The 17,762-nt window shown below is 62.4% G+C and carries 12 protein-coding genes and 1 pseudogene; 3 read left to right on the plus strand and 10 right to left on the minus strand.

Features of this window, described 5'->3' with window-relative positions:
• Positions 1-29 precede the first annotated feature (29 nt).
• From EII26_RS11880 to EII26_RS11890, 3 genes are all read right to left on the minus strand, one after another.
• A complete protein-coding gene (locus tag EII26_RS11880; RefSeq protein ID WP_124889378.1) occupies positions 30-2,981 on the minus strand; it encodes an ATP-binding protein in 2,952 nt (983 codons plus the stop codon).
• Positions 2,982-3,085: 104 nt separating this feature from the next.
• Positions 3,086-5,068, minus strand: a complete 1,983-nt coding sequence (locus EII26_RS11885) for an ankyrin repeat domain-containing protein (RefSeq protein ID WP_233572740.1) — start codon at positions 5,066-5,068, stop codon at positions 3,086-3,088.
• A gap of 73 nt (positions 5,069-5,141) precedes the next feature.
• The gene (locus tag EII26_RS11890) at positions 5,142-5,648 is read right to left on the minus strand and encodes a nucleoside deaminase (RefSeq protein WP_124889380.1); all 507 of its coding nucleotides are present in this window, start codon (positions 5,646-5,648) and stop codon (positions 5,142-5,144) included.
• A 145-nt stretch (positions 5,649-5,793) separates the two neighbouring features.
• On the opposite strand from EII26_RS11890, the gene EII26_RS11895 reads away from it, so the two are divergent.
• Positions 5,794-6,183, plus strand: a complete 390-nt coding sequence (locus EII26_RS11895; protein ID WP_124889381.1) for a PilZ domain-containing protein — start codon at positions 5,794-5,796, stop codon at positions 6,181-6,183.
• A gap of 71 nt (positions 6,184-6,254) precedes the next feature.
• Here the strand turns inward: EII26_RS11895 and EII26_RS11900 are convergent, their stop codons facing one another.
• From EII26_RS11900 to EII26_RS11915, 4 genes are all read right to left on the minus strand, one after another.
• Positions 6,255-7,970 (minus strand): DUF4153 domain-containing protein, encoded by a 1,716-nt coding sequence (locus EII26_RS11900; protein ID WP_124889382.1) that lies wholly within the window; start codon positions 7,968-7,970, stop codon positions 6,255-6,257.
• Between the two features lie 6 nt (positions 7,971-7,976).
• Complete coding sequence (locus EII26_RS11905) at positions 7,977-8,759, minus strand: LmeA family phospholipid-binding protein (RefSeq protein WP_158612319.1); 783 nt, start codon at positions 8,757-8,759, stop codon at positions 7,977-7,979.
• 198 nt (positions 8,760-8,957) lie between these two features.
• Complete coding sequence (gene nifJ, locus EII26_RS11910; RefSeq protein WP_124889384.1) at positions 8,958-12,551, minus strand: pyruvate:ferredoxin (flavodoxin) oxidoreductase; 3,594 nt, start codon at positions 12,549-12,551, stop codon at positions 8,958-8,960.
• 217 nt (positions 12,552-12,768) lie between these two features.
• Positions 12,769-13,953 (minus strand): metallophosphoesterase, encoded by a 1,185-nt coding sequence (locus EII26_RS11915; RefSeq protein ID WP_158612320.1) that lies wholly within the window; start codon positions 13,951-13,953, stop codon positions 12,769-12,771.
• A gap of 282 nt (positions 13,954-14,235) precedes the next feature.
• On the opposite strand from EII26_RS11915, the gene EII26_RS11920 reads away from it, so the two are divergent.
• Entirely contained in the window at positions 14,236-15,831 is a 1,596-nt protein-coding gene (locus EII26_RS11920; protein ID WP_233572741.1) for an Ig-like domain-containing protein, read from the plus strand.
• 367 nt (positions 15,832-16,198) lie between these two features.
• Here the strand turns inward: EII26_RS11920 and EII26_RS11925 are convergent, their stop codons facing one another.
• Both EII26_RS11925 and EII26_RS11930 read right to left on the minus strand, forming a co-directional pair.
• Positions 16,199-16,405, minus strand: a complete 207-nt coding sequence (locus EII26_RS11925; protein ID WP_124889387.1) for a hypothetical protein — start codon at positions 16,403-16,405, stop codon at positions 16,199-16,201.
• Positions 16,386-16,877: a PIN domain-containing protein gene (locus EII26_RS11930; protein WP_124889388.1), complete on the minus strand. Its 492-nt coding sequence runs from the start codon at positions 16,875-16,877 to the stop codon at positions 16,386-16,388. Before EII26_RS11930 ends, EII26_RS11925 begins: the two co-directional genes overlap by 20 nt.
• Before the next feature lie 207 nt (positions 16,878-17,084).
• Between EII26_RS11930 and EII26_RS11935 the strand changes: the two genes are divergently transcribed.
• Positions 17,085-17,462, plus strand: a complete 378-nt coding sequence (locus EII26_RS11935) for a DUF6876 family protein (RefSeq protein ID WP_124889389.1) — start codon at positions 17,085-17,087, stop codon at positions 17,460-17,462.
• A gap of 215 nt (positions 17,463-17,677) precedes the next feature.
• On the opposite strand, the pseudogene EII26_RS11940 reads toward EII26_RS11935, so the two are convergent.
• Positions 17,678-17,762, minus strand: a pseudogene (locus EII26_RS11940) (IS5/IS1182 family transposase); the annotation flags it as partial.

Genomic DNA, 17,762 nt, shown 5'->3' on the forward strand with positions numbered 1-17,762 from the left:
GGGCATTCCGCGCCTCAGACGGCCCGACATCAGGAATTGTGCCATCCTATCCTACTCCTCAGTTCCGCCCAGCGGCGTTCGTAGCTCCTCCGCCCCTCGCCCAGGTAGCGCCTCCGGAACCCCTCGGGGACATCCGGAATCCGGCGAAGAAGCTCGGATTTAGCCCAGTCGAGAATCCCCGCCCAGAGCGGGCGCCTCTGCTCCTCGACAAGCCCCTCGGCAAGCTCGAAACGCCTGCCGCCCGCCTCCCAATCGCCCCCGAGGGCATCCAGAAGGGCCATCAGGCTGAAGGCGAACCCGCCGCCCTGCAACGCATTTCTTCGCTCCGCGTACAGGAGGTCCTCCAGCTTGAACATACGCTCCAGAAAGGCTCTGGCCCCCACCAGATCGTCCTGAAGGAGAGCGCAATAGGCCGCTTTGGAGAACGAAAGGCCCAGCCCCGGATAGAGCCCCAGCCCCTCGCCCATGTCCACGCAGCACTCGTAATGCCGGAGCGCTGCGGCGGCGTCCCCTTGTGCAAGCCGAAGGTCGCCCCTGAAATGCTCCGCCGCGATCAGGGACACCGTATAACTGGGCCCCGTCTCCTCCAGCTTCTCGAACACCCGCGCGGACATCTGCAGCAGTCGTTCGACGTGCGTCCTCTCCCCCTTCAGAATGTTGCCGATGGCGATGAAGCGCAGGGACGCGCCCGCCCAGAGCTCCAGATGCCGGTTCAGGGCCAGGCGATAGAGGTTGCGGGCCCAGGGAAGAAGGCGAGCCCCATCGTCCGTCTGGATGGCGAGGTAACAGAGCTGACCGTAAGCGGCGGCGACGGCCTCGTCCTCCTCGGTCCGCAGGGCCATCCTCAGCCCCTCCTCCAGGATCTGCCGGGCCCCCTCGTAATCGCCGCTCCACCAGAGATACCCCCCCTTCAGGATCGACCAGTCCCGCTCGGCCCGCAGAGTGGCCGGCGAACGGCCGGATCGGCGGACGATGCGGTCGATCAGCTGGCGCGTCTCCTCCAGAGCTCGACGCGTCCATACGTAATCCTCGGCCTTGGGGATGTGCCGGGCCAGGTCCGCGTCGCTCAGGGCGGGGAAGACCTCGTGCACGGCTTGAAAGTGGAGCTTCAACTCGCCGAGCCGCCAGAAAAGCTCCTCCTCGCCGAGCCCCGCCTCCCGGCTGTGGAGGACCAGACGGGCAAAGACCGGCCGGTTGCGGTAGAGCAGCGCGGGGTTCCACCCCCGCAGCACCTCGACGTTGCGTCTGTGCAGGGCGACGCGCAAGGACTCCGACATCCGCTCAAGAAGCGCCTCCCGGATCTTGGAGTGCGTGAAATAGTAGCTGACGTCCCCGTTTTCCTCGTTCTTCTCCCTCAAAAAACCGTGGATCCGGACCCTGTCGTGGAGCTCCGAAATCCTCAGTGGAGGGAGGTTCAGAGCCTCCGCGGACTCGAGCATCGAGACGGGACCAGGCGAGATGGCGAGCGCCTCCAGAAAAGCCCGCTCTTCGGGGTCCAAGAGCTCGATGCGCGAGGCGAACGGATTCTTGGAGGGAACGAGCGACTGCCCGGAACGCTCCTCCTGAGGAGGACAAAGGAGGGATCGGATAAAGAAAGGGTTGCCCTCGGTCTTGTCGTAGACCTCGCGGACCTCCTCGCGAGACCACTGCCGATCGGGGCGGAGGAGCCGACAGATCCGCTCGGTCTGCTCCGGGCTGAAGCGCTCGAGCGGTATCTCGCATACAGCAAAAGGCTCGTTCTCCAGGGAGGTGCGCGCCATGAAGAGGGATCGCGCCTCCCCGTATCCCGAGACGAGGACGTGTCGGGGCAGCGCGTGGTTCCACAGGAACATCTCCAGGATCATCCACGATGCCTCGTCCATCCACTGGATGTTCTCCAGGGCAAAAAGCCTGGGCGCCTCCCCGGGCCGACTCGCCGCCTCCTCGTAGACGAGCTCCGCAACGCGGGCACAGGCCAACTCCGTAAAGAAAACGTTCTTATCGTCCGAAAAGAGCTTTTGATCCCGTTTGCGGAACATCTGCACAAAGGGAACCATGGGCCGGGTACGCTCCTCCTGGGTGAAGCGCACCGAGCAGCAGTTCCAGCCATTGGCCGAGAGACGCGAGACGATCTCCTGGACAAAAGCCCCTTTGCCAATCCCCTCCTCACCCCAGACGAACCCGCAGGAGGACCGCCCCTCCTCCCCGGCGGAGCAGAAGAAGTCCAGCATTTTGAGTATCTCCCCGGAGCGTTCCAGGGGGTTCTCGGCCGTTGCGGCCTCGAAGGCCATCAGGGGGGCGGGGACCGTCCGGCGCTTCAGCAGCAGGTCGCTCGACAGAAGCTCGGAACGCTGGCCGAGTTCTCCCTCGACGCGGCTCGCAAAGCTCCGCGCGGTCCGGACCGCATCCACCTTCCGCCCCAAACGGATGTAGAGGCGGACCAGTTCGCCGTGAATCTTCTCGTCGTAGGGTTCGAGCTCGGCAATTTTCTCGCAGCAGCGTACCGCCTCCTCCATTCGGACGGACACACCGTGCGTGAGTTCACGCCGGAACCGCTGCCGCAGCCGATCCGCCAGCAATGCCCGATACGCCTCCCGCTTCGGCAGGAGCCAGTCGGAGAAAGAGGGCCACTCCTCGATATCGGCCAAGTCCATAAAGGGCTCGAAAAGCGGAACGAGCCGTTCCCATTCCAGGGAGCCCACCCGGTCCAGGAGATCGAGATCCCTCTCGATCCTGACATCCGGGGCCAGCGACAGGACGCCCCGGCTGTCCGAAAGCAGGGGCAAAACACCCCGGACGCAGCTGAGAGCGTTGCTGAGGTTGCGCCTGCCCGCCTCGGGCGATTTGTCCCCCCAGAGAAGGGAACAGACCCTGTCCCGGGACATCGTTCCCTCCTCGACGAGCAGAAGGGCCAGAATACGCGCCTTGAGGAAGGGAAAAGAGGCCTTGACGCCATCGACAAAAAGTTCGGGCACGCCCAAAAAACGGGCCTTGTACTCCACCGGCACCCCTCCCCGGATTCCCCAGAAAATTCAGGCCGACCGACACCGGCACGCCCCCGGAAAATCGCCGTGGCGCGACGCCCGGCGGCGCCCAGCATGCGGCGCTAGCGTTTTCCCCCTCCAGCGGCCCATTCCTCGAGCAGTGCGATGCAATCCCCGGCATTCTTCAGTCGGGCGTAGCCCAGACTGTCGCGTCCCGTGTTGTCGGAACGGCCGGGGTCCGCACGGACTCGCAACAGCGCGGAAACGGCCTCGGCATTGTTGTAGGCGGCCGCAATCATCAGGGGCGTCGTTCCTCCGGAGTCGGGACGGTCCACCTTGGCATCCGAGGAAATCAGCATTTGCAGCACCTCGAGCCCATTCGCGTTCTGGGCGGCAAAGTGCAGCGGGGTCCATCCGACGAAATCCACGGCATCCGTTCGCGCACCCGAGTCCAGAAGGAGCCGAGCCGCCTCGGAGTTGCCGCGGTACGCGGCCTCCATCAGGGGCGTCATATTCCGAAACGTTCGGGACTCGACGTCCGCCCCCGCCCGGAGCAGCAATGCCGTCGATGCGGTCCCTCCGTCCTGGGCCTGGATGGAGTGCATCAACGCCGTCATCCCATCCAGGTCCCGAACCTCGACGTCCGCGCTCAGGGCCAGAAGGTGCCCCAGGCCCTCGGCATTGCCCGAGGCCGCGGCGATCATCAGCGCCGTCATGCCCTGGCCGGCCCTCTGGTCCACCGAGGCCCCCGCGCCGACAAGAAGCTCGAAGATATCGGCCTCCCGGGATTTCCGGGCCGCTACCATCAGCGGCGTCAAGCCGTCCCAGGTGCCCTGGGCGGGATCGGCCCCGAAATCGAGCAAAAGCGCCGTGGCAGCAGCATCATCCTTCGCCGCCGCCATGATCAGTGGGGTGACCGTCACGGCATTCTTATGGTTGGGGGCCGCCTTCAGCTCCAGGAGGACCTTCAGGGTCTCCACTCCCCTCCCGGCATCGAGGGCCGCCATCAAGGGCGTCATCCCCTGCCGAGTGGACTCGTCGACCGGAGCCCCGGAACGGACGAGGTGTCGGATCAACTCCGGAGAGGCTCCCGAGGAGGCCGCGAAGATCAGGGGCGTCCAGGACCGCAGGTCCCGCAGCCCCACATCGGCGCCGAGGCGCAGCAGGGCCTGGACGGCGGGCAGATTGTCCGAGCGGCAGGCCTCCATCAAGGGGGTCAGCAGACCGCTCTCTCGCGTATCGGGGTCGGCCCCCGAGGCGACGAGTTTTTCCAGTACCTCGGCGGAGACCGCAGGATTGGAAGCCCCCAGAAAGAGCGCTCCGCGATTCTGGTCGTCCTCGGCCCGGACGTTGGCCCTCCCCACGATCAGCGCATCCACCGCCTCCGCGTCCGCACCGGCGGCAACGGCCCGCATGAGGGGGGTGTAACGTCCGGCATCCCTGACGTTGACATCGGCACCGGCCTCCACCAGAAGCTTCAGGACGGCCGCGTCCGGCCTTTCGCACGCGGCCAGGAGGGGCGTGACCCCCATGTCGTTCGGCTCGTCCGCCGGGACTCCGGCGTCCAACAGGAGCTCGACGCCCCGAACGTAGGGGCGGGCCGCCGCCACCCACAGGGGCGTCCGGCCCTCGCCGTCCCGGATCCTGGGCGACGCGCCGCGACGAAGCAGCGCGGCCATGACCTTAGGAGAGTCGTTCATTGCGGCCGCAAGGTGGAGGGGCGTCCGGCCCCTCCCGTCCGTAACATCCAGCGAGGCGCCCGCCTTGACGAGGGCATCGACAATGCCCTCATGCGGGTTGTAGGCGGCGGCCAGCATCAGAGGAGTCAGCCCCTCGAGCCCCTCGGAGGAGAGCGAGGCCCCCTTCTCGACCAGAAGCTCCACGACCTTCGGGTCCGAGGCATGCTCCGCCGCCACATGGATGGGTCGGTTGCCGTCCGGGAAAGGTGCGTCCGCGGAGGCCGTCTCCAGAGCGGCACGCAGTTCCGGCAGCGAGCCCGAAGAACAGAGGCGCTGCAAGTCGGAAGCCAGGGCCCGGCCCCGGAAAGAAAGCAGGAAAAGGGCAGCTGCCGCCAGGATGCATTTCAAGTTTCTTGTCTTTTTCAAAACAAACCTCCCGTTTTCAGGAGCGTCCCCAAGCCTGATGGGGCCCCGGGACGGGAACCCGCAAAAAGGGGCGCTAGCGCCGCCAATGATCCCTGTGGATCGAAAGGATCTCCTCCTCCAGTTCCGCATCGGCTATGGGGCCGACGACCACGATATCCTTTTGCCCCCGTGCGAACACCTCCCGGCAGGGCAGATCGAAGGTAGGGTTCGCGGGGTCGCTGCCCGTAAGGGCCAACAGCTTGTTTTCCCCTACGCCGTAGACCACGCGCCCGAGGTTGCCCCAGTACATCGCCCCGCTGCACATGGCGCAGGGCTCGATGGTGGTGTAGAGGGAACATTCCCAGAGATCGTCGCGGGAAAAACGCTTGGAGGCCGCCCGCATCAACGCGGACTCGGCGTGACCGGTGCAATCCCGCTCCGTCAGTTCGATGTTCCCCCCGCTGAGCAAGAGCTTCCCCGCCGAGTCGACCAGAACCGCTCCAAACGGGTGGTTCCCCCCCCTCAGAGCCGCGACGGCGGCCTCGTGGGCCAAACGCATGAACGCAAGATCCTTGTCCTTATCGAAAAAGTCGAACCTCATCTCAGCTCTCCCCGGACACGACAATGTCCCCGATATGATGTGCACAACGGGGTCTCGACGTGGTATGCTAACCTCATCCGCCAAGCCCGTCGACATTCAGTATAGCAAACTCCGACGCGAGCCTGACCGAATGGAGTGAACGCACTTGCCCGAAAACCAGGAAAGAAGGGATCAGCGCCGGTTTCTGAGAGTGGACTGTCGGCTCTTCACCGAATTCCAGCTGCCCGACGAGGGCGACTGGTTGCTGGCCGAGGTTCTGGATCTGAGCATCGTCGGCCTTCGGGTCCGATTTCGGGAGAACCAGCGCAAGCGCGCCATCAAAGAGGAGGACATCGCCTGGCGGGATGTCCGCTTCCGATTTCGGAACAGGGCGGAGGAATTTCTTCTGGACGGGCATTTTCTGATGGTCTACGCCAAAAGCGACGGATGCTTTACGGCAGGAGTCGAGTTCGTGAACGTGACCCCGGAGCAGCAGTTCAAGCTGGTGGCCCTTTATGCGGACTACCGGCGCAGGGGACAGAACTCGGACGAATAGAGACATACGTCCCCAAGCCGGAGAGAGCCCCGCGGCGGCGGGGCTCTCGTCTTGCTTCACTTTGCTTCACTCTAGGGCCAAGGCAGAATCCGATACCGTTCCCCCCGTATCATCAGCTCCTTGAACTGCGGCTCCACGACCGAAAGATCCGGGGAGGACAGCGCGGAAGGGAGCAGATCCCCCTGAAAGAATCCGACGACCCGAGGTTCGTCGGAGACGACATCGAGCACCAGGCCCATTCCGGGGAGGATCAGCAGGCAGGTCTCCCCGGCCTCCTCCCTCTCGCTCAGGACGTCCTGAAACACGAAGAGCGCGTCGGAGCTGCGGCGCAGGGTATTGAGTGCGTAGCCCTCCTCCCAAAGGCGGACCAGATGCTCGACCAGGATCGGAGAGAGCTTTCGCCCCTCGGGATGGACGGCGGCGGCATTCAGGATATCGCGTCTTCGGGCCTCGGAGGGCAGACCGCTCCGAACGTCCCTCCAATGCGCCTGAGGATCCACGGCCATGGCGTCATCGAGGCGCTTGCGAATGGCAGCCGAAGCCGGGGAATGCCTCCCCTCCTCCCTCAGCCGGATGAGGGCGTAGTTGCCATAGCGCCCGAGGTTGAAACGCAGATAGAGGTAGTCGAAATCCGCGGGCGTGATCTGTCCGCTGAGCAGCCGGTCCACCTGATTGTTCGCGGCCAGGCGATAGGGATCCAGGAGCGGAGAGCTCATCGCCACGACGATGACCGTCAAAATCAGGGCCGCAACGGTATTGATGCGGCCGATGGCTCCCGGCCACTGGCGCAGCAGCACGGCCCCCGCGTAGCCCAGCCCCCAGACCCCCGTGACCGTCACCAGGAACGCCGCGTGGATACGGTCGACGGAGAGCCCGTACTGCTGAACCCTCAAACCCAGCGAGTAGAGGCACAGAGCCGTATAGGCGGGAAGACAGAGCAGGGAGACCTTCGCCAGCGCGTTGACGAACTTGTTGGAGAAGGGGGACCGGGTCCCATCGAGCCACGCCGCGTTGGCGAGCAGGATGGTGGCGAGCTGCAGAAGCAGCATCAGGGAGCTGGCCTGCCCGGTGTTCCACAGGGTCTTGAGCCCGGAGTAGGGCAGGCAGGCGATGAATACGAAGGAGAGCGCCGAGAAGGGGGGCAACAGCCAGGCCAATATCGACAGGATCCAGCGCCCCAGGGAATCGATACCGGGGTGCCGGAGGGCCAGGGTGATGGATACCGCGATCGTGAGGCTCGTCAGGGGAGCGGCCACGAGCGGATGGAACAGGACGTGGGGGACGAACTCCAGCCCCACGATGTCGAAGAGCAGGCTGGCGGTGAGGAGCAGCGCCCAGAAGACCACCGTCACGATTACGGCCTGAAACAGCAGAAAGACGTTGCGGCAGAGCTGGAAAAAGACGTCGGAATAGGGCACGCGCCAGCTCCATGTCGCGATGCGGCACTGAAAAAAGGGCAGCAGCAAAAAGACGGCCATGCAGAACCGCAACAGCTCCATGCCCTGGGAGGGCATGGAGTGAAACGCTCCGTCGGGCGGATAAAGGGACCAGAGCCTGTAGGCGTAGAAGACCGAAAGGACCAGGGAGAGGCCACCCAGAAAACGCCTGAGACGCCTTCCCCAATGCTCCTGGGCCAGCCAGAAGGCGAAGGGGACCACCACCATCAGGGTCAGAGGCAGGGCCAGAAACGGCCCGCTCTGGGTGACCAGATATTGGCCCAGCAGAAGCCCCTGCAGCAGGGCGGACAGGAGCACCCACAGATAGCGCTTGCGGTCGATTCCGTTCATCGGAGGCTAACGGGAGAAGTAATGGTATGTCGTACCCTGATCGATGGGCTGAGGGCCGATCCGCGTGGAGAGCAGAGCCCTCCCCTCCTCCAGGGTCACGGTATGGAGCTTCAGGGGCAGGGGAAAACGGGCCAGATCCAGCAGAGGCTGAATTTGAGCCAGCGCCTTCTTCGTGATGTAGTCGGGAAGGTCCATCTTGTTGATCCGCACCTGGGGATCGTCCAGCCAGAGCTCCCTTCGGTTGACGATCTTCAGCTTGCTGTCTATCTCGATCAGGATGTCCAGAGTGACGAAAAGCACTTTGGCAAGGTAGGTCCCCTTGCCCTTCAGCCCGGAGGGCGTGATCGCAAGGGCGATATTCTTCCAGTGGTCGTCCTTCCCGAAGGTCTGGGCCTCGAGCCCCTTGTTGATGTCCTCCTCCAGGATGCGGCAGGCCGCATAGATCTGAAGGGCGTTCCGGCACTCGACGTCCCCCGACGTCCAGTTCTCCGGCGCATTGAACTGCACGTCGTTCATGCGGAAGGTCAGCTTGTCCACCCGCACATCCTCGATCCTCACCCCCGTCAGGTCCATGAAGAGGTCGTGGAAGCGCCCCGTCGCATCCGGCTGCCCGACGACGGTGAGCTTCAGCTCCTCCGGGGCGAAACGGTTCACATAATAGGCCAGAAGATGCGAGGTGGTATCCACGGGCTCGATCTTCCCCCTGAACTCGAAGTCCGCGGCCCACGACGCAGACGCGGCCGAAATCACCCATGCCAGCAAAAGCGGAATCACCTTGATCGTTCTCAAAACACATGACCCCCTAACGGATTCCCGCTTCCTGTCGAAGCGTCGATGAAAGCAACGTTTTTCTCTCTCTATTATAGCTCAGGATGGGAGACGGCTCCTGAGAAACCCCGTGCCCTTTTGCACAAAGGGAGGCCGGGGTGTACTCCCCCCGGCCTCCGCACTTGGATTGACGAAATTCGAACCGAACGGCCGAAAGAACTAAGCCTTGATCGGCTGCGGGCCCATCTCCGCCAGGGCCTTGTAGGCCGCGTAGCGCTCCTTGGCCTCCTTCTCCGCCTGCTCGAAGAGCGCATCGGCGATGTCCGGGAACCCCTGTTTCAGGGCCGCATAGCGCACCTCGCTCAGCAGGAAGTCCTTGTAGCTGGCCTTCGGCTCCTTGGAATCGAGGATGAACGGGTTCTTCCCCTGCTCGGCCAGCTCAGGGTTGTAGCGGTACAGGTGCCAGTAGCCCGCCTCGACGGCCTTCTTGCTCTGGTCCTGCGTCTTGCCCATGCCCGCCTTGATGCCGTGGTTGATGCAGGGCGCGTAGGCGATCACCAGGGACGGGCCCTTGTGAGCCTCGGCCTCGGCCAGGGCCTTGAGCAGCTGGTTCTTGTCCGCGCCCATCGCGACCTGCGCGACGTACACGTGCCCGTAGGTCATGGCCATGCGGCCCAGGTCCTTCTTGCGCACGCGCTTGCCGCTGGCCGCGAACTTTGCGATGGCCGCCGTCGGCGTGGACTTGGAGGACTGGCCGCCGGTGTTGGAGTAGACCTCGGTGTCCATGACCAGGATGTTGACGTCCTCGCCGCTGCCCAGAACGTGGTCCAGGCCGCCGTAGCCGATGTCGTAGGCCCAGCCGTCGCCGCCGAAGATCCAGACGGACTTCTTGACCAGGTAGTCCCGGAACTGCTCGATCTTGGCGAACTCCCGGATGACCGCCTCGTCCCCACACCCGCACTCGCCGCAGGAGCAGCAGAACATGCGGTCCAGCAGCGCCTCGACCTTGGCCGCGGTCTCGCGCGACTTCTCGCCGTCCTCGCGAGTGTCCAGCCACTCCTGCAGCACGTCCTTGTCCTCCTGCGCGATGTCCATCTTCAGCAGGTTCTCCATGGCCTCGACGAGGTAGTTCACCATCACGTTGATCGAGAGCTTCATGCCGTAGCCGTACTCCGCGTTGTCCTCGAAGAGGGAGTTGGCCCAGGCCGGCCCCTGGCCCTTGGCGTTGGTCGTGTAGGGCATGCTGGGCGCCGAGCCGCCCCAGATGGAGGAACAACCCGTGGCGTTGGCGATGACCATACGGTCGCCGAACAGCTGAGTGATCAGCTTGGTGTAGGGCGTCTCGCCGCATCCGGCGCAGGCGCCGCTGAACTCCAGCAGCGGGCGCTGGAACTGGCTGCCCTGGATGGTGAACTTGTTGCCCACGTTCTCCTTGTCCTCCACGTTCTCCATCGCGAAGGTCCAGTTGTCGATCTGGTCCTCCTGGGTGGCGATGGGCTTCATCTCCAGGGCGCTGACGGGGCAGATGTCCGCGCAGTTGCCGCAGCCCATGCAGTCCAGGGTGTCGACCTGCATCTTGTAGGTGTAGCCGGCCTCCTTGAGGGCCTTGCCCTTGCACTCGACGTCGCCGAAGCCCTCGGGAGCGGCGGCCCGCTCGTCCGCGTCCAGCAGGAAGGGACGGATGGAGGCATGCGGACAGACCATAGCGCACTGGTTGCACTGGATGCACTTGTCGCTCTTCCACTCGGGCACGTTCACCGCGACACCGCGCTTCTCGTAGGCGGACGTCCCGGACGGGAAGCTGCCGTCCTCGCGGCCCGCGAACGCGCTTACGGGCAGGCTGTCGCCCTCCTGCGCGTTGATCGTGGCGCACTGGTTGGCCATGAAGTCCGGCACCTCCGAGGGCATCCCGCGCTTCTCCACCACCTTGTCCTGAACGTCGAGCCAGGCCGCCGGGACCTTGATCTCGATGATGTTGTCGAGCCCGGTGTCGACCGCGGCGTGGTTCATCCTGACGACGCTCTCGCCCTTCTTGCCGTAGGACTTTTCGATGGCGTCCTTCATGTACTTCACGGCATCCTCGATCGGGATGACCTTCGCCAGCTTGAAGAACGCGGCCTGCATGATCGTGTTGGTGCGGTTGCCGAGACCGAGCTTCTCCGCCTCGTCCACCGCGTTGATGACGTAGAACTTCGCCTCGCGCTTCGCGAGCTGGCGCTTGAGCTTCGCGGGCAGGTGCTCCTCGAGCTGCTCGAGCGTCGTCCACTGGGTGTTGAGCAGGAACGTGCCCCCCTTCTTGAGCCCGGCCGCGACGTTGTACTGGTGCACGTACTCCTGCTTGTGGCAAGCGATGAAGTCGGCGGCATCGATCAGATAGGTGGACTTTATGGGCGACTTGCCGAACCGCAGGTGCGAAACCGTGATTCCGCCGGACTTCTTGGAGTCGTAGGCGAAATAACCCTGCGCGTAGAGGTCCGTGTGGTCGCCGATGATCTTGATGGAGTTCTTGTTGGCACCGACCGTTCCGTCGGATCCCAGACCCCAGAATTTGCAGCAGACCGTGCCCTCGGCCGCGGCCTCGATCTCCTCGATCACGGGCAGGGAGCTGTCGCTGACGTCGTCCACGATGCTGATGGTGAAGCGGTTGCGCGGCTCGTAGAGGCTGAGGTTGTCGAAGACCGTCTTGATGTGGCTGGGCGTCGTGTCCTTGGAGCCCAGACCGTAGCGGCCGCCCACGATCTTGGGCGCCGCGCCGCCCTTGTCGAAGAACAGGGTGCGCACGTCCTCGTACAGGGGCTCGCCCAGAGAACCGGGCTCCTTGCAGCGGTCCAGAACCGCAATGGCCTGAACGGTGGAGGGCAGCACGCGGAAGAAGTACTTCGGGGAGAACGGACGGTAGAGATGGGCCTCCACCACGCCGACCTTCTCGCCCCGGGCATTCAGGTAGTCCACGGTCTCCTCGATGGCCTGGCAGACGGACCCCATCGCGACGATGACGCGCGTGGCATCCGGCGCCCCATAGTACGTGAAGGGGTGATACTCGCGGCCCGTCAGCTTCTTGATCTCCTGCATGTAGCCCTCGACGACGTCCGGAATGTCCACATAGAAGGGCTGTGCGGCCTCCTTGGCCTGGAAGAAGATGTCCGGATTCTGGGCCGTCCCCTTGTGGAAGGGATTCTCCGGCCGCATGGCACGGGCGCGGAACATGTCGATGGCGTCGTAGTCCACCAGCCCGGCGAGGTCGTTGTAGTCGAGCGCGTCGATCTTCTGGATCTCGTGGGAGGTTCGGAACCCGTCGAAGAAGTGCAGGAAGGGAACGCTCGTCCTGAGGGTCGAGAGGTGCGCGACGGCGGCCATGTCCATGGTCTCCTGGACGCTCCCGGCCGCCAGCATCGCGAATCCCGTCATGCGCGTGGTCATGACGTCGCTGTGGTCGCCGAAGATGGAGAGGGCGTGTCCCGCGATGGCGCGGGCCGAGACGTGGAAGACGCAGGGCATCAGCTCGCCGGCGATCTTGAACATGTTCGGCATCATCAGCAGCAGCCCCTGAGAGGCCGTGAAGGTGCTGGCCAGGGCTCCGGCCGAGAGCGCACCGTGCACGGCTCCCGCGGCGCCCCCCTCGGACTGGAGCTCCGTTACCTTGACGGTCTGGCCGAAGATGTTCTTGCGCCCGTGCGCCGCCCACTCGTCGATCAGCTCGGGCATGGTCGACGACGGCGTGATCGGATAGATTGCCGCCACCTCGGAGAACGCGTAGGCGACGTGCGCCGCTGCAGCGTTTCCATCCATCGTTTTCCAGTTTCTCTTTGCCATGAAAAAACCCCCTCCTCAAATTGGTGCCGCAGCCCCCCGGAACGAGACAAACGAGCCTCGCAGGGACACCCCCAAAAAGGAGGCCCCGGCACGAACAAACCATTCCCCTATATGCAGGCAAGCACAAAAAATCTTTCGCAGAATGATTTCTGCGAAAAATTTCGAGTACAATCCAGCTTGGGAAGCCGCCTCCAATTTTACTACAATCCCGTAAATTTTAGGCCCCCTCCAACGGAAAAGTCCGTGGGGCCGTTCGCACGTCATCGCGTCGATTTTCATGACGGGAGACGAAGCGCAGCGTGAACCGGACGATCTCGCTGGAGGAGACGGTTCTCAGGGGCATGTGCCAGAACCCCGCCCCCGAGGAGACGTAGAAGCCCATCCCCCCTCGCTCTCCCCATCCCGAGGAAACGCCGTAGCGGCGCCGCACCAGGAGGTTGAAGGGGAACACCTGCCCGCCGTGCGTGTGTCCCGAGACCTGCAGGACCGTTCCGGCGGCCGAGGGCTCCTCCAGATCCTCCGGCGTGTGGTCCGCAACCACCAGGGGCAGCGCGGCGGCCGAGGGCAGTTCACGCCTCAGCCGCGCCAGGACGTTCTCGAGAGGAGCGCGAGGACTGCCCAGGCGATCGCCCCGGGGATCGTTACGTCCGACGAGAAGCAGGGTCCCGTCCACGACGCGGCCATCGTCCTGCAGGACGGTGAAGCCCGCCCGTTCCAGCAGCTCCCGTGAAAAATCCTCCCCGGCATAGAGTTCATGATTGCCGAGCACGGCAAACTTGCCCAGCGGAGCGCTCAGGTCCGAGAGCAGCGTCTCGATCCCGGACTCCAGCGCCCCGCCGCGGTGGCCGTCGAGGGTATCCCCCACCAGCAGAATAACGTCCGGACCGCACTCCGCGACTCGCCTCACGATCCGGTCCAGGAGTCCGGGATTCACGCTGCCGCCGGCATGGATGTCGGAGACGGCGACAAGGGTCATGGGAGACCGCGGCGGCATGCCGGGCGGAAGGGGCAGAACGATGTCCAAATCCCGGACGATGGTGTACTGGGCGCGGGCCACGCCGTAGGCCATCCAGAGAAGCATCAGGTTCAGAAGCAGAAAGGGACGCGGTGCGCCTATGACGGACGGGAACAGACGAAAGAGCAGCCTCCAGACGTCCAGGAGGAGAAAGGCAAGGGTGAAATGGGCGACGAAGCCGAGTGCCGTGCCACCGAGCCTCTGGAGCTGAAGGCCGCCCAGCCAGCGCCCCAGCGGCATGGCCAGGCCGAAGAGCCCCCAAAGGAGGGCGACGACGAGGCGCATCAGCCCTCCCGGGACGAGGAGAACAAGATGAAGTCCCGTATAGAGCAGGGCCAGGAGGTAGAACGAAAAAAAGGCGAACAGGATCGAGTTGTGGTAGAACAATTCAAATCCTCCATAAAATGGCGTAAGGTGGACGGCGCGAATGAGGATATAATACCTCCATCCTCCCGCCATTCCAACCCGCGGAGAAAGGGGGGCTCCGGGAGGTCCTGCGGGGGAACGGAAGGAGGGGCCGTGTCCCCGGAATGGCTGGCGCGTCGAGCCACCGCAACGTTCGATTCTTGCCCTACAGATCCTAGATCGACTGCAATTGCTTGGTTTCGACCAGAGATAAAAGATAAGGAGCGTTGAATGATGAAGAAAAAAATTTCAGCATGCGCCCTGTTGTTCGCGGTCTTCCTTCTCGCGGTGCCCGCGGGGGCGGCGACGTTCACGGTCAGCAACGACGCCGACAAGGGCCCCGGTTCCCTGCGACAGGCCATCCTCGACGCCAACTCGACCCCGGAAGCGGACGAAATCCATATCGATGCCGCGGTCAAGGTCATCACGTTCGCCTCGGAGGTGAACATCTCCGATTCGCTGACCCTGAACGGCGGCGGCGCGACACTGAAGGGGAACACGACGCGTCTTTTCAGCATTACCGGTGGAACGGTAAAGTTCGACCGGCTCTCCTTCACCAAGGGCAAGGCCTTCTCGGGCAACGGCGGAGCGGTCAACATCGAGGGAGCCGCCAAGGCGGATTTCGTTAACTGCACGTTCTTCGACAATGACGCGGGAGCCAGTGGCGGCGCGGTCTGTGTATCCAGCAGCGGCTTCGACGCAACCACGTTCCTGAACTGCACCATCGCGGACAACAGCGCCACGAACGGCGGCGGAGTCGCAGTCGTCAGGGGCGGCGTCAGCTTCGCGGGGTCCATCGTCACCGGCAACACCCAGCGGGGCGGAATGCCTCAGGGCACCGACGTCTACGCGGAAACGGGGGGAAGCATCTTCAACAACGGACGCTACAACGTGATCGGCCAAACGAACGCCCCCGGTTCCTTTTCCTCGGCGTGGGGCAATCACATCTCCGTCAGCTCGCAGGATGTTTTTCACACCCAGCCGCTGGCCTTGACGGCGATCAACGGCGTTCAGGTGCTGAAGCTCTCCAGCCTGTCCGGAAACGTCGCACGCGACCTCATTCCCACATCCACGCCGGGTTTTCCCGAGATCGATGAGCGCGGGGAGCGCCGCCCTCAACTGCTCGGACTCGACTCGGGCGCATTCGAGCTGAGCCCCGTCCCACTGGCAAGCATCGACCTCAAAGGAAGCCCCTACATCCAGCTGGGCAAGAGCGAACAGTACGTCGCCGGGGTACACCCGTCCGACGCTACGCGAGATGTCCGTACCCATAAGGACGGCATAGAATGGAGCGTCAGCGACACTTCAATCCTCAGCGTGGATGCCGCAGGCATCGTCACGGCATTGAAGTCGGGCGATGCCGTCCTCTACGCCCGGGGACACGGCTGGGATGCCTCGGGCAATCCAGTCGTATCCTCCCCCGCATCGATCAAGATCCGGGTGGGCTCTTCGCCGCTTCCAGTCCCGGAAGTCATCCTCAAGCCCCTGGGGGATGTAGCTCTCAGGCAGGGCACCACCAGGACGCTCACGCCCGCGGTCACGATCAGCCTGGCAGGGGCTCCTGCGGACCTGGCCTACAAACTTTCCGTTTCCTCTCTGAACACGGCCGTGGCCTCCGTGGATGTCTCGCCCGACGGCAAACAGATTGTGCTGGCGGGTAAAACCATCGGCACGAGCCAGATCTCGGTCATCGCTACGGCATCGAACAGCGCGGGCAGCAGCAGCGATACGAAGACCTTCACCTTGACCGTCTCTCAACAGGGTTCGGGCAAGAGCGGCGGCGGCGGTTGCAACGCTGGCTTCGCGGGGTTGGGCCTGCTGGCCGCAGCCTTCTGGGCGCTGCGCCGCAAGGTGCGGTGAAAAAGCGGGCGGGCTATTTGCAGCTCGTCCCATGCAGTGCCACCGGCGTAGCCGGTGGCACTGCATGGCCAGACTCACAACCGTGAACCTTTCTCCTCTCCCTGCTCCTCCATGGGCTCCACTCACGAAACGAAAAGGGCGTTTTCCTCGCGACAAGGAAAAACGCCCTTTTCTCTAATCTTTTCATCGACCGTTCACTGTTCGGTCGAGGGTATCCTTGGTGGAGCTAAAGCATCGGTCCTGAAACTCACGACTCAATAATTCAGAAATAGGGGCAACTTATGCCGCCATCCCTATTCTTTCAAGATCCCAAAAGGGATTGTGAGTGGAAACGCGAATACCCCAATTTAACCCCGCAAAACTCACCTTATCCAGATGCTACCTCAGCCCTCTTCCTAGGCTCCATCGGCTTAAGGGGGCTCATTTTCAGGTTGAACTGCCTGATTATCGGCTCATTCTGCGCACGAAAATAAGCAACTTCCTCCTCCGGGGTCATATCTTTGATTCTCTCATAGATTTTCAGACGTATTATATCCAGCTCATCCTCTATTGGGTTAGATGTCCGGTTGTTCATGGCGCAAAACCTCCTTCGCAGTACAGATGACCACCCCTCCATACCCTTCGGTATTATTGACATTGGTTGTCAATATTCTGGTTTTATCTCGATTGATATGCTGGAAATTATAAGAGACCACGCAGTCCAATTTATAAACAGATGCAGCTGCAACATGCAAACTGTCAAGACGGTATGAACTCGGAATGATTTCGGTCTTCAAGTAAATCTCAGCCAACCGAGCCGCTTCGGACGTAGATTCCAAGACAGCTATTCCATATTGTTCTATAAGGGATAGCATGGCACTCCGTTTGGGTTCTGGTGCTTCCCTTAATTCATCCGTCACATACCATGAGGCATACCCCTCATACCGCCCAGCACCAATGGCCTCAAACAGCCTGACGACATCCTCATGCCCGTCTCTGTCCGTATCGAAGTAGTAGTTAAAAACTGTCGTCTCCAAGTACAAGCGTAATTTCCCGATTCTCATCATCTCCTACATACACATATTTTACCTCGTACAGTCCATCTTTGCACCATAAGGGGGCTCTATTCGAATCCTACCTCGTCCATCGAACCCATGACCCTATCCCCCTCCGAAGCGAATCACATCGGAAAAGAAAAATCCATTGAAAATCATGTATGGAAGCCCCTTCAGGCATTCATATTCAACTCAAAATCAGATTGGAGGATGACGACCTTGGAAACATCGGACAGAATCCGAAGCGCACTGGCCTGCCAGATCGGCACGGAGCACTATTGGAAAGTATTTCCCGATGACGACGCCTTCAAAATTACCGATGGCGTCAAGATGATGGCGGAAATGTGCGAGGCGTTCTGGCTTGTTGCGGATATACTCGCTTGTCAGCACACTCAAAAGGCAAAAAGAAAAGCCTTGCAGACCTGGACCCTGACATTGAATACCAAAGACAAGTCAGCGGATGCCTTACTCATCGGAGAGGACGGCAACGGAAGGATCTTAGCCAAATTGGAGATTCCCTATACGGATTTTCCTCTTCCGGAGGGCATTACGCTCTTCCTGGAGGATGGAGTCCTGCTGCTTCCCTCGGAGCATTAAGAAATCCCCTTCCCTATTCTTTTCAGCTCACTTGCCACGTATCGGTCGCCTCGCTGCGGCTTGACGCCTGCACTCGGCAGCTCGGCTCCCGCCGAGCTCCGATACGCGTCGTTCGCTCCTTGATTCATCCCTCAAACGAGTTCTTTTCCCTATATCCCGTATTTCATAGGGGGCTTCTCCCCCATATTCAAAATGAGACCTGCTAGATAGTGTCGTCACAAGATATTAGCCCAAAGAGCAATGCAGCGAATTTGCACCGCGGCAACAAAGGATGCGGCATTTTTCGCATACCGTGTAGCA

It is taken from the genome of Fretibacterium sp. OH1220_COT-178 (assembly GCF_003860125.1).
Classification (GTDB): Bacteria; Synergistota; Synergistia; order Synergistales; family Aminobacteriaceae; genus CAJPSE01.